Below are 12653 nucleotides of genomic sequence, written 5' to 3'. Positions count from 1 at the left end.
GCGATTCCTGCCGGCGGCCGTTTAGGGGGGAGACGGGTCGGGGGTCAGACCACCGCGTCCAGCGCCACCGCGCTCCCGGCCGGCGCCGGCCCGGCCGCCGCGCGGTCCAGGACGGCCCGCGCGATGGCGTCCGAGTCCTGCAGCGTCACCGAGTTGACGCCCGGCCGGATGCCCGCCGCGGTGACCCAGTGGACCGCCTCGGTCGGCACGCCGAACGCGAACCGCGCGGGGTGCGCCCACCCGGCCGCGTCGACGAGGTGGTACGGGCGCCCGGTGACGTCGAGCCCGCCGGTGAGGTGGCTCTCGCCGTCCGGGCCGTCGACCCGGTGCCGGCGGCACTCGCCGGCGGCCAGCAGCCGCCGCAGCAACGGGTCGGCGGCGCGGGCGAGTTCGGGCTCCGGGAGCCGCGCCTCGACGAGCGCGGAGACGGCGACCCGGGAGCCGGGCACGGCCGGGGACTCGGCCACGAAGGCCGCCGCCGCCTCGTCCGTCCCGACCCTGGTGCCGGGGCCGAGGACGGTCAGCACGCCGGCCTCGACCAGCGCGGCCATCTCCTCGATCCGGCGCGCCGGCGGGCCGATCGACAGGAAGGCGTTGAGCGGCGTGTACCAGCGCTGGAGGTCGTCGCGGTGCGAGCCGGCGGTGAGGCCGCCGTGGTCGACCAGCAGCCGGATCTCGTTGCGCAGGTCGCGCAGCACGTCCAGGGCGGCCTTGAGCGGTCCGGTGACGTTGCCCTCGCGCGCCGCGGCGGCGTCCGCGCGCAGGTGCGCGAGCAGCCAGCGGTGGAACTCGGCCGGCGAGGCGAAGCCCTGCCCGCCGTGCGGGCAGGCGAGCTGCTCCCAGTCGAACCGGAGCCCGGCCGCCACCCCGGCCGCGTCGAGCAGGGCGGTCTCGGGTGCCGAGCCGTGCCCGACGGCGAGGTAGCGCAGCCGGAAGTCCTCGGCCGCGCGCTCGCCGTCGCGCTCCCGCAGGAGGGCGGTGTAGTAGACCGTCTCCACCTCCTTGGCGATCAGCGGCCAGAGGTCCCGCCGGAAGTCCAGTCCCGCGCCGGCCCGCGCCCGCTCGCCCAGCCGGGCGACGGCCTGCGGGGTGAGCACCGCCGGCCGGTGGCAGCCGTACGCGCCCTTCTCGTTCTCGCCGCGCGCGTGGTGCGGGACGCCGCGCCGGGAGCCGGCGTAGATCCGCGGTTCGCGGCCGGACGGGCGGTAGACGAGCCGGCCGCCGCGGCGCTCGAACGTCCCGCCGCGGCCCTGGGTGAGCAGCGCGAGGTAGTCGAAGAAGTTCAGGCCGAGGCCGCGCAGCAGCACCGGGCGGCCGGGGGCGAGGGCGGTCAGGTCGGCGTCGGCGGGGTTGCCCGGCGGGAGCAGGAACAGGCCGTGCCGCTCGGCGAACCGGGCGGCCCGCTGCTCCTCGGCGTCCGGTTCGACCCCGAGGTGGCCCTGGGCGAGGACGACGGCGGCGAGTCCGTCGATCGTCTCGCCGCCGGCCAGCCGCACGCTCTGGGTGCCGTCCTCGCGCTCCGTCAGGTCGACGGCCCGGTCGCGGTGGACGGTCACGGTGACGTGCCAGGGGGCGGTGCCGACCACCCGGCGGAACACCCACTCCAGGTAGTGGCCGTACAGGGCGCGAGTGGGGTAGTCGTCCGGGCCGAGGTCGCGGGCCTCGGCCAGGGTCTGGTCGTCGTAGCCGTCGTAGGCGCCGGCCACCCGCAGGAACCCGGCCCACTCGTACAGGCTCGGCCCGCCCTCGACCGGGCCGCGCAGGTCCACGCTGCGGTCGGTGAACACGCTCACCTGCGAGGCCACCGTGTTCATCAGCAGGTGGCGCGACTGGTCGGTGCGCCACACCCGGCCGGCGCCGGCCGGGTACGGGTCGACGACGTGGACGGTGATCCGGGCGGGCCCGCCGCGCTCGCGGGCGTTGGCGCAGATCCGTTCCAGGACCGACAGGCCGCGCGGTCCCGCGCCGATCACACAGACGGCCATACGTGCGCTGTCCTTCATGTTCGCTTCGGCCGGCCGGCCCCGGCGCACGCGCCGGGACCGGGTGCCTTCTCCTTCCCCCGTGATGGACGATCAGGGCTTGTTCGACGGCCGGCCGGTGTTCGGGCCGGCCTGCTCAGGGCTCAGCCGACGGCCGCCACGTGCGCGGCCACCTCGGTCACGGCCGCGCGGACGATCACCTGCTCGACGGTGCCGACGCTGGTGACCGCCCCCTCCTGCCGGAAGACCACCTCGACCCGCGCGTGCCGCGAGCCAAGCGTCCTGACCCGCGCCTCGATCACCGCCGCTCCCGGCAACAGCGGTGCCCGGTAGGCGACTTCGAGCCCGGCCGTGACGATCGCGGTGCCCTCGCGCAGCACCGTGAGCATCGCGAGGCCCGCGAAGTGGTCGATCAGGGCGGCGATGTGGCCGCCGAACACGGTGCCGAAGTTGAGCAGCACGTCGGCGCCGAAGGCGGTCACCGCGGTGACCTCGCCGGGCGCCCAGGTATCGGGTCTGGGCAGGGACAGCCGGTCCATACAGGACGGTTCCCGGGCGGTGCCGGCGATCAGCTCGTCGAGGTAGCGGCGTCCTGCGGTGGTGTCCCCGGGGGCCGGGAAGCCCTGGGGAAGGGTGAGGGTGTCCGGCATCGGTACCTCCAGGGTCCGTCGGTGCGGCCCGCGGGTGCTCAGCGCTCGCCCGCGCCGAGGTCCGCGATGGACTTGATCTCCCGCACCCGGGCGTCGAGTTCGCGCCGGGCGTCGTGCTCGGCCTGCAGCTCGTCCAGCGGCTCGCGGGCCAGCTCGTCCAGTCCGGCGTCGCCGAAGCCGAGGACGCCCATCTTCGCGAGCCCCTCCTTCACGACCGGGCCGAACAGGCCGATGTCCTTGAGCGCCGGGACGATCCGCATGAACACCAGCCGGCGGAACTCCCGCTTGGAGGGCGACAGCCGGGAGAGCTCGACCGCCTCCTTGCCGTAGCCGAGCTCGTGCCACATGTCGTCGTCCACATAGCGGTCGCGCAGCGCCCAGCAGCCCTCCAGCACGAACTCCTCGCGCTCGCGCATCTCGGCGGCGGTCATCTGCGGGTACAGCCGGCGCAGCAGGGTGCGGCCGAACGCGACGTGCCGGGCCTCGTCGCGCAGCACGTAGCCCATGAACGCCTTGGCCAGCGGGTCGCGCATGCGCTCCTTGTGCATGCCGAAGGCGGCCAGGCCCATGTTCTCCACGAGCACGTGGGCGGTGAGCACCCCGAGGTCCCAGCGCGGCTCGGCGAGCACCTGGCGGAACAGCGAACCGAGGGTCGGCGACAGGCCGTACCGGACGCCGATCTTGGTGCGCAGGTAGCGGTTGAACGCCTCGGCGTGGCGGGCCTCGTCCATCAGCTGGGTGGCCGCGTACATCTTGGCCTCCAGGCTCGGCGTCCCGGCGGCGATCTTGCCGACGCCGATCAGCGCGAACTGCTCGGAGTGCAGGAACTGCGAGTAGAGCCACCCGGCGGTGTGGGTGCGGATCACGGCGCGCTCGGACTCCGGCAGGCGGTCCCACAGCGGCGAGCCGCAGATCGAGATGAACTCGTCGGGCATGCCGAGCGGGTTGGCCGGGTCCGGCTCGTGCGCCCAGTCCAGCTCCGCGTCGGCGTCCCACTGGCGCTGCTTGCCCTGGGCGTACAGACGCAGCATCTGGGCGTCGTCGGTGTCGTAGTCCCAGTGGAACAGGGCCTCGCCGGCCAGCGGCATCAGCCAGGCGCCGGCGGCCTCCTCCAGGACCCGGGGGTCGGTGTAGTCCCGCTGCTCGCCTTCGGACACGGCAACCTGCTCGCCTTCGGATACAGCAGCCCGCTCAACGGCCTGGGTCATCGCTGCTCTGCTCCCTTCGGGGTGGCGGCGGCCGACGGGCCTGCCGCGTGGGGCTGTTCGGCACGCTCGCGCAGGACGGTACGCAGCACCTTGCCGGACGGGTTGCGGGGGATCGCCTCGACCGGGACGAACCGGCTGGGCCGCTTGTAGGAGGCGAGCCGTTCGACGCACAGCGCGGCGAGTTCGGCGCCGAGTTCGGCCTCGGTGACGGCGCCGACGGTGACGACGAACGCCACCGGGGTCTGCCCCCAGGCCTGCGAGGGCGCCGGGACGACGGCGACGTCCGCGACCCGCGGCGAGCGGCGCAGCGCCTCCTCGATCTCGGCGGGGTAGACGTTCTGGCCGCCGCGCAGGATCAGGTCGTTGCGGCGGTCGACGATCCACACGTGGCCGTCGTCGTCGCGCAGCCCGATGTCCAGGGTGTTGAGCCAGCCGTCCGCCAGCACGGCGGCGGTGGCGGCCGGGTTGTTGAGGTAGCCGTGCATGAGGCCGTCGCCGCAGAGCCGGATCTCGCCGAGTTCGCCGTTCGGCAGCGGCGCGCCCGCTTCGTCGGTGATCCGCAGCGCCACCCCGGCCATCGGCCGCCCGGCGCAGGTGGCACCGGGCAGCGGCGGCGCGGCCGGCTTGTCGTCCGGGCCGAGCGAGATGGCCGGGCCGCCGCCCTCGGTGATGCCGTAGACGGTGTGCAGCCGGACGCCGAGGCGGTCCTGGACGGCGGCGGCGAGCCGGGCCGGCATCGGCGCGGCGCCGTGCAGGAGCAGGCGCAGCGAGCCGAGGTCGGCGTCGGCCAGGGCGCGGGCGTCGAGCAGCAACTGGACCATCGACGGGACCAGGAAGGCGTGTTCGACCCGCCAGGTCTCGACGGCGGCGATGCAAGCCTGCGGGGTGAACCGGTCGAGGACGCAGACGGTGGCCCCGGCGGCGAGGTTGTCGAGCGCGATGACCACGCTGCCGTGGAAGAGCGGGCCGGCGTTGAGGAACACCGTGCCGGCCGCCGGGGCGACGTCCTGGGACCACGCGTAGGCGTTGGCCTTGAGCGAGCGCTGGTCGACGACGACGCCCTTGGGCCGGCCGGTGGTCGCCGAGGTGTGCAGGATCAGCACCGGCGCGCCGAGGTCGGCGGGTGGCGCCGGCGCCACCGCAGGGACGGGCAGCTCGGGCACCTCCTCGATGGCGAGGGTGGCCAGGTGGGGGTAGCCGCCGGCGAGCCGTTCGCGGCCGGCCGCGTCGGCGACCGCCAGCACGGGCCCGACCGCGTCGAGGATGTACGCGGTCTCGGCGTCGGTGAGGTCCGGGTTGACGGGTACTGCGACGACCCCCGCGATCGCGCAGGCGAGGTAGGTCTCGATGACCTCCACGCGGTTTCCGCTGAGGACGGCGACCGCGGCGCCGGGCCGGGTGCGCCCGCCGATGGCCGCGGCGAGCGCGTTCGTCTCGGCGCGCAGTTCGCGCCAGCTGACGCTGCGCCGCACGTCGCGCAGTGCCGGGGCGTCGGGCCGTCGGACCGCGTGGCGGTCGAGGACGCTGTCGAGCCACATGGCTACCGGCCCTTCCCTTCCAGCAGTTCGGCGATGGCACGGACGCTGCCGAGCCCGGCGAGTTCGTCGTCGGTCAGCGCCCGGTCGAGGTACTGCTCGCAGCGCAGTGCGATCCGCACCACCTCGCCGGAGTTGACGCCGCCGGAGACGAGGTCCTGGTCGTCGGCGATGGTGTCGAGCAGGACCGGCAGGTCGAGGACTTCCTTGATGAGCGTGCGCGCGGTCTCCATCAGCCCCTCCACGGGCGGGCGCCGACCCCGACCATCGCCCAGTAGGGCGCGGGCCGGCCGTCGAACTGGACGAGTGGCTGCCCGTCGGTGCTCACGCAGGGCAGCAGGCGGTTGAAGCGGCTGCCGAAGCAGGCCGCCGAGAACTCGGGCGAGGCGGCGATGCCCTTGGCGGCGTCGCCGGTCTGCGAGATGAAGGCGAAGACCGGGTCGAGCGGCTTGTAGACGCCGTCCTCGTACAGCTCGCACCACGAGTGGTCGCTGCCGAAGAGGCCGAGCAGGTAGCCGCGGCGGACCCGGGCCTCCAGGCCGGCGGCGCGCAGCCGCCCGGCCAGCAGGCGGCTGGCCACGACGCAGTCCGCGATGCCCATTCGCCAGGCCTCCTCGGGCGTCTGGCGCAGCCGTTCGGGGACGGTCTGGTAGGTGACGGTGCCGTCGGCGAGGGCGCCGACGATCTCCCGCCAGATCGGCCGGGCGGCGGCCGCGCGGACCTCGTGGCGGGCCCCGGTCAGCTCGACGACGGCCCGGTAGCCGCGCTCCTGGAGCTCGGTGGCGGTGACCCCGGGCAGCGTGGCGGCGTTCCCCGATGCCGTGCCGGGGTCCGCCACGGCGGCAACGCCGGGCGCGGTGAGGTCCGGCACCCGTACGGTGACCCTGGGGGCCGGGCCGCCGCGGCCCTCGCCGAGCTTGTCGGCCGGCTGGACCGTCACCTCCCAGCGGCGCGGGCGGAACCAGCTCTCCTCGGGCTCGGCCGCGAAGCGCATCAGGAAGCGCAGGCCCAGCTCGGGGACGGTCTGCCCGGTGCCGCAGAAGAAGCCGACGTTCATCAGGTCGTCGTAGTCGAACAGCGGGCCGTGGACCGGGTCGACTTCGTGCGGCAGCCCGGCCGCGGCCAGCTCCAGGATGGCGGCGGGATCGGTGCGCAGCGACTGCGCGGCGGTGGCGACGTCGGTCTCGTAGACGGCGATGCCGGGCGGGGCGACGGTGAACCGGCCGAGCGCGCCGGTCAGGCCGGCGGCGCCCGGTTCGGCCCCGGAGGCCGCGGCGAACGGGGCGGGGGCGCTCACTTGCCCTCCCGGGCGCGCTGCTCGCGGGCCAGGACGGTGACGAAGGCGGCCAGCTCGGCGACGGTGGCGGTCTCGAACAGGAAGTCGTCGGGCAGGACGATCCGCAGCGACTCCTCGATCCGGCTGACCGCGCGCAGGGCCTTGACGGACTCCATGCCGGGGATGTCCCCGAGGGTGCCGTCCGGGTCGACCCGGTCGGCGGGCACGCCGGCGCTGATCGCCAGGGCCTCGGTGACCAGCGCGGTGATCTCCTGCTCGCCGGTCGCGGTGGTGTTCAGCAGGTCGGACATCTCTCGCTCCTCAGTGGGCGGGCCCGGCGGCGCCGGCCCGGTCGGTGGTCTGCTCGGTGTGCTCGGTCTGCTCGGTCTGTTCGGTGCGGGCGGCGGCGTTGTCCCGCCACAGGGCCAGCGCGGCCTGGCGCTTGACCTTCCCGGAGCTGGTGAAGGGGATGGTGGCGGCCGGCACGGCGACCACCTCGACGGCGCCGAGGCCGAGTTGCCGGGCGAGCCGCAGCCGGACCTCCTCGCTGACGGCGCCGGCGGTGGACTCGTCCTTGGCCTCCCAGATGACGACCATCCGTTCGCCGGCGTCGTCCTGCCAGGCGAAGGCGGCGCAGCGGCGGCCGTCGACGCCGGGGGTGGAGCGGGCGATGTACTCGGCGTCCTCGGCGTAGTGGTTCTGGCCGTTGACGATGACCATGTCCTTGAGCCGGCCCATCACGTACAGCTCGTCGTCGTGCAGGAAGCCGAGGTCGCCGGTGCGCACCCAGCCGTCGGCGGTGAGCGGCTGCTGGTCGGCGGGCAGGCCGAGGTAGCCGCGGGTGACGGCCGGGCCGCTGATCTGCACCTCGCCGACGGTGCCCGCGGGTGCCACGGCGCCGTCGGGGCCGGCGATCCGCACGTCGACGCTGCTGACGGACCGTCCGCAGGAGACGACGGTGCGGGTGCCCTCGCCGGGGGCGGTGCGCAGGACGATCCGGTCGCCGACGCCGAGCGTGCCGCGGTCGACCTCCAGGCTGCGCACGGGGGTGCCGGCCGGCGGGCAGGTGACCATCAGGGTCGCCTCGGCCATGCCGTAGGTGGGCTGCACCACGCCCGCGCGCAGCCCGTACGGGGCGAAGGTGCGGGCGAAGTGGTCCATGGTCCGGCGCTGGACGGGCTCGGCGCCGTTGGTGGCGAACCGCCAGGCGGAGAGGTCGAGGTCCGCGGGGACGCCCTTGGCGGCGGCGGCCCCGACGAGCAGGTCGTAGAAGAAGTTCGGCGCGGGCGTGATGGTGGCGCCGGTGGCGGCGAAGTCGGCCAGCCATTCGAGCGGGCGGCGGACGAAGTCGCGCGGCTGGTAGAGGTGGGCCGGGGCGCCGTTCACCAGGGCGGTGAGCAGGCCGAACAGGCCCATGTCGTGGAAGAGCGGCAGCCACAGCCCGAGCCGGTCGCCGTCGCGCCAGGCGACGGACTCGGTGATCGCCCGCAGTCCCGCGGCGACGTTGGCGTGGGTGAGCATGACGCCCTTGGGGCGGGAGGTGCTGCCGGAGGTGTACTGGATCACCGCGAGTTCGGCCGGCGGGGCGGGCGGCAGCGGCTGCTCGTCGTGGTCGGGCGCGGTGATGTCGATCAAGGGGGTGGGCCCGACGTGGCCGCGCACCTGGTCGAGCAGCCGGGCGCCGGTGCCGTCCGAGACGAGCAGGGCGTCTAGTTCGCCGTCGTGGGCGATCCGGCCGAGGTGTCCGGCGTACGCCTCCATGCCGGCGAAGGCGACCGGCAGCGGCAGCGGCACGGCGGTGGCGCCGAGCGTCCAGGCGGTCAGCAGGCCGCGCACCCAGGCCTCGGAGTTGACCATCAGCAGGCCCAGCCGCTCGGGCCTGCGGCCGAGTTCGCGGGTGATCCGGGTGGCGGTGCGGGCGGCGCGGTCGAGCAGTTCGGCGAGCCCGACCCGCGGCTCCCGCCCGCCGGGCAGGTGCAGCACGGCCTCGGGCCGGGCGGCGTCGCGCAGGATCGTCAGGAGGTCGGTCATGGTGCTCACTTGCTCCCTTCCAGGACGGCCGGGTCGCCGATGGCGGTGACCCGGGCGGCGAGGCGCTCGCGGAGGACCCCGCGGCGCACCTTGTAGGAACCGGTGACGGGCAGCGCCTCCCACTCCCAGAAGCGCACCGGGATCCGGCCGAGGCCGGCCTCCTCGGCGGCCGCGTGGAAGCGCTCCTCGTCGCCCCGGTGACCGGCCCGCGGGCAGGCGACCGCGAAGACGCCCTCGTCCTCGGCCTTCACCAGCACGAGCTCGACGAGTTCGGGCAGCCGCTCCAGCAGTTCGTCCTCCTTCTCCAGGAGGCTCTCGGTGCCGTCGACGTGCTCGACGATCCGGTCGAGCAGTTCGAGCGAGCCGTCCGGCAGCAGCCGGCCGAGGTCGCCCATCGGCCACCACGCGTCGTCCGCGACGGGCGCGGCGCCGCCGACGTAGCCGCGCATCCGGCCCGGGGAGAGCGTCTCGATGTGGCCGACCGTGCCGTCCGGCAGGGCCGTGCCGTGCTCGTCGACGATCCGCAGGCCGATGCCGGGGCCGGGGAAGCCGACGTTGCGCGGGGAGTAGTCGGCGATCGCCGCGCCGGCGACCATCTGCAGGCAGATCGGGCCCGACTCGGTCTGGCCGTAGGCCTGGAGGTAGTGCACGCCGGGCTCGTCGGAGCCGGCCACCAGGCGGCGGACGGTGCGCGGGTGGATCGCGTCGAAGGTGCTGATGAAGCGCTGGACCGGGCCGAGCGGGCGGTCCGGGTCGGCGGCGAGGGACTCCCACTGGATGAAGACGTTCGGGTGCGTCTCCAGGGAGGTCGGCCGGTGCTCCAGCAGCAGCCGCTTGACGTTGTCCAGCCGCGGGTCGGCGATGGCCAGCATCGGCACGTTGGCCTCCAGCGAGGCCAGCGTGCCCGCGCAGGTGCGGGCGTGGACGAAGGAGAGGTGCTTGGCGTTGAGGTCGCCGCCGTTGTACTGGGTGCGCAGCAGCATGATCATCGGGGCGACCATGCCGAACAGCGAGCGGGTGGAGTGCGCGGCCAGCTTCGGCGAACCGGTGGTCCCCGAGGAGTGGGTGACGACGAACCACTCGTCCTCGGCGCGCGGGTTGGCGACATGCGGCGCCCGGTCGTGCGCCGGGACGGTCCAGTCCGCGCCGGTCCCGGGCTCCGCGAACGACAGCACGGTGGTGGTCAGCAGCGCCAGCGCGTGCCGGGACTGGCCGAGCCGGGCCTGGCCGTACGCGTCGACCAGCAGCTTGGGCCGGTCGAGCCGGGCGAGGCAGTCCAGCAGCTCCCCGGTCTCCATCGCGGACGAGAGCAGCACGGGCAGCGCGCCGATCCGGCCGAGCGCGCACATGACGGCCTCGACCTCGATGTGGTTGCGCTGGACGACGGCGACGACGTCGGAGCGCCGCACGCCGGCCGCCCAGAGCCGGTCGGCGTAGTCGCGCACCGCGGTGGCGAAGTCGGCGACGGTGGTGACCGGCCCGCCGTACGTGGTCCAGGGGACGTCGGACAGGAAGCGCATGTCGCCGTGGCGTTCGGCGGCGACCTCCGGGAGCACTCCCAGGGGGGCGCTCGGTCCGGGGACCTCGATCTCCTGGAAATCGGCGAGTTCAGGCATGGCGGAATTCCTCCTCGGGCAATCGGGGGCAATACGAAAACGGGCGGAACGGGCGCCGGCCTCACCATTGCGGTGCAACGGGGGATTTCCGGTCCGGATTTCACGGGGGGCGCGATCGGCGCTCCCGGCTTCACCGTGTCGGTAGGGAAGAGCGCCTCGGCGGCCACTCCAATCCCGGTGGAGGGCACAAATTTTCGAGTAGTTTCCCGGATACTCAGAGTCATCGGCCCGGAGCCCCGTTTTGACCGGGACGATTTGACCGGGACATGAAACAGGTTCGACCGGTGGGAGTGTCCCGGGCCCCGGCCGCCTCTATAGGAGTGGGCCCGCCGATCCCGGCGGGGGAAGGCCCGCACCGCTCCTTGATCGCATCGATCGCGGGGTGGGAGGCTGACCCCACGGCCTTGTCGGGACCGGTGTCACCGCCGGCCGAAGTCCACTTGGAGGGGACGGACAGACATGGAAGAGGACAACGAGGCCCGGGGGCGCCCGCCCACCCGATGGCCGACCGTGGAACTGGACCCGGTGCGCCGGCTCCGGGTCATGGCCGCCGCCGCCGGCCGCCACCCGCTGTTCGCCGAGCGCCACTACCCCGCGTCCTTCGACGAGGTCTGGTCGGTGGCGAGCGACCTGGAACGCGAACTGCCGCACCTGGTCACCGCGCTGCGCTCGTTCGAGGTCGGGCCGGGCCCGGGCGGCGGGCGCCGGCTCAGCGGCCTGGCGACCAGCGCGATCGGGCACCGGGAACGGTTCGACATCGTGCTCTCGCCCGGCTGGTGCCTGATGCAGAGCAAGGTCCTGCTCGGCGGCATGGCCGCCGTCGCCGAGGGCGAGGGCACCCGGTTCGCCCTGCTCGGCAGCCTGCGGCTGCCCGGGTCGACGCCGGTGCAGCGGTTCCTCGGCCGGCTCGCCGACCGCCGCGGCGAGGTGCTGCTCGACCGGCTCGGCGAACGGATCCGGGTGCGCTCCGCCGCCGGCTGACACGGGCCGGCCCCTGGTCGTCACCCAGGGGCCGGCACGTGGTCCGGGCCCGTCCTCGAACCTCCGTACGGGGGCCGGGGGTGCGAAGGCGGTCCCTCAGCGTGCGGCGGGCCCGCCTTCCCCCGCCGCCTCCAGGAAGAGCTGCCGGGCCGCGTCCGCGACCTCCCGCGGACGCTCGTGCGGCAGGAAGTGCCCACTGCCCGCCAGCACCTCGGTGCGCAGGTCGTCGGCGTACCGGTCGGCACCGGCCAGCAGCGCCGGACGGATGACCGGGTCCCGGTCGCCCGCCAGCACCAGCGTGCGCACGGCCAACCGCTGCCGACGAAACCGCCCGAGCGCGAGGCGCGGGATGTCCCCGGCCACGAAGCCCCAGTGCAGCTTCTCCCCCGCGTACGCCGCCCCCGGCTCACTGCCGGCGGCGGCGTACTCCGCGAGTTCCTCCTGCGGCCACCCGGGACCGTCCCCGAGGCCGCGGCGCAGCAGGTACCCGAGCAGCCCCGGCCGGCGCCGGATCACCTGCCGTCCGATCAGCGGGTACTCCAGCAGCGCCGTGTACCAGAACCGCCAGGCCGTCCCGAGCAGCGCGCGCTGCGTCGGCCACGGGTGGACCATGTTCAGGGCCAGGAAGGCGCCGAAGCGCTCCGGCGCGCGCAGGGCCAGCGCGAACCCCGTCCAGGCGCCCCAGTCGTGCCCCACCAGCCCGACCCGCTCCAGGCCGAGCCGGTCGAGCGCCCCGAGCACCAGGCGGACCCGGTCGTCCGTCGAGCAGCCCTCGGCCGGGACGTCCGACCAGCCGAAGCCCGGCAGGTCGAGACAGATCAGCCGGAAGTCGCCGCTGAGCAGCGGCAGCACCCGGTGCCAGGCGTACCAGTGCTGCGGGAAGCCGTGCAGGAGCACGAGCGGCTCGCCGCTGCCGGCCTCCGCCACGTGCAGGCGGACGCCGTCCGTCTCGACGAAGTGGTGGCGCACGCCCTCCAGTTCGGGCAGCGGACGCTCCGTCCGCGGGTGAACTCCCATGGCGCAACCCTCTTTCCTCACACCTTCTCGGCGCTTCGCGTGCGGCCCGACCGGTTGCCGGAGCCGTCCTCCGAAGGAAAGAGGACGCCCGGCGGCGAACCAATCCCCGCCCGCCCCGACCCGTCCCGGAAGCGCAACTCACGGGTGATCGCGCGAACTTCGCGGGATTGCCGCCGCGCCCCCGGGCCTCTTCCCCTGCAGTTGCCATCGACTTCCCGAACGCAGGAGGACTTCCGTGACCCCCCGCAGGAACATCGCCGCGGCCATGGGCCGGTGGAGCGCCCGCCACCGCTGGGCCGCCGTGCTGCTGTGGCTGCTCTTCGTGGCCGTCGCCGTCACCGCCGGCGGCGCCACCAA

General features: G+C 74.6%; 11 protein-coding genes. 1 reads left to right on the top strand and 10 read right to left on the bottom strand.

Annotated elements, in window-relative coordinates:
- Positions 1 to 44: 44 nt before the first annotated feature.
- From AB0O00_RS18150 to AB0O00_RS18110, 9 genes are all read right to left on the bottom strand, one after another.
- Positions 45 to 1985 carry an FAD/NAD(P)-binding protein gene (locus tag AB0O00_RS18150; RefSeq protein ID WP_363652894.1) on the bottom strand — a complete coding sequence of 647 codons (1941 nt, stop codon included), beginning with the start codon at positions 1983 to 1985 and terminating at the stop codon, positions 45 to 47.
- Positions 1986 to 2125: 140 nt separating this feature from the next.
- A complete protein-coding gene (locus tag AB0O00_RS18145) occupies positions 2126 to 2632 on the bottom strand; it encodes a PaaI family thioesterase (protein WP_363652892.1) in 507 nt (168 codons plus the stop codon).
- A 38-nt stretch (positions 2633 to 2670) separates the two neighbouring features.
- The gene (locus tag AB0O00_RS18140) at positions 2671 to 3840 is read right to left on the bottom strand and encodes a ferritin-like domain-containing protein (protein WP_363652891.1); all 1170 of its coding nucleotides are present in this window, start codon (positions 3838 to 3840) and stop codon (positions 2671 to 2673) included.
- Positions 3837 to 5378 carry an AMP-binding protein gene (locus AB0O00_RS18135; RefSeq protein WP_363652889.1) on the bottom strand — a complete coding sequence of 514 codons (1542 nt, stop codon included), beginning with the start codon at positions 5376 to 5378 and terminating at the stop codon, positions 3837 to 3839. Before AB0O00_RS18135 ends, AB0O00_RS18140 begins: the two co-directional genes overlap by 4 nt.
- Before the next feature lie 2 nt (positions 5379 to 5380).
- Entirely contained in the window at positions 5381 to 5608 is a 228-nt protein-coding gene (locus tag AB0O00_RS18130; protein WP_363652887.1) for a phosphopantetheine-binding protein, read from the bottom strand.
- Positions 5608 to 6672: a transglutaminase domain-containing protein gene (locus AB0O00_RS18125; RefSeq protein ID WP_363652885.1), complete on the bottom strand. Its 1065-nt coding sequence runs from the start codon at positions 6670 to 6672 to the stop codon at positions 5608 to 5610. Before AB0O00_RS18125 ends, AB0O00_RS18130 begins: the two co-directional genes overlap by 1 nt.
- Positions 6669 to 6962: an acyl carrier protein gene (locus AB0O00_RS18120; protein ID WP_363652883.1), complete on the bottom strand. Its 294-nt coding sequence runs from the start codon at positions 6960 to 6962 to the stop codon at positions 6669 to 6671. The genes AB0O00_RS18125 and AB0O00_RS18120 overlap by 4 nt, the downstream gene beginning before the upstream one ends.
- A 10-nt stretch (positions 6963 to 6972) precedes the next feature.
- Positions 6973 to 8682, bottom strand: a complete 1710-nt coding sequence (locus AB0O00_RS18115; protein WP_363652881.1) for an AMP-binding protein — start codon at positions 8680 to 8682, stop codon at positions 6973 to 6975.
- Positions 8683 to 8687: 5 nt separating this feature from the next.
- Positions 8688 to 10298: a class I adenylate-forming enzyme family protein gene (locus AB0O00_RS18110; protein WP_363652879.1), complete on the bottom strand. Its 1611-nt coding sequence runs from the start codon at positions 10296 to 10298 to the stop codon at positions 8688 to 8690.
- 459 nt (positions 10299 to 10757) lie between these two features.
- Here AB0O00_RS18110 and AB0O00_RS18105 point away from each other — a divergent pair, with 459 nt between their 5' ends.
- Positions 10758 to 11279, top strand: coding sequence for a hypothetical protein (locus AB0O00_RS18105; RefSeq protein WP_363652877.1), 522 nt, complete (start codon positions 10758 to 10760; stop codon positions 11277 to 11279).
- A gap of 96 nt (positions 11280 to 11375) precedes the next feature.
- On the opposite strand, the gene AB0O00_RS18100 is transcribed toward AB0O00_RS18105, so the two are convergent.
- Positions 11376 to 12296: an alpha/beta hydrolase gene (locus AB0O00_RS18100; protein ID WP_363652875.1), complete on the bottom strand. Its 921-nt coding sequence runs from the start codon at positions 12294 to 12296 to the stop codon at positions 11376 to 11378.
- Positions 12297 to 12653 lie beyond the last annotated feature (357 nt).

The sequence above is a fragment of the Kitasatospora sp. NPDC093558 genome, from assembly GCF_040683475.1.
Taxonomy (GTDB): Bacteria; Actinomycetota; Actinomycetes; order Streptomycetales; family Streptomycetaceae; genus Kitasatospora.
The sequence above is the reverse complement of the archived record's forward strand: the minus strand, read 5'-3'. Positions and strand labels throughout refer to the sequence as shown.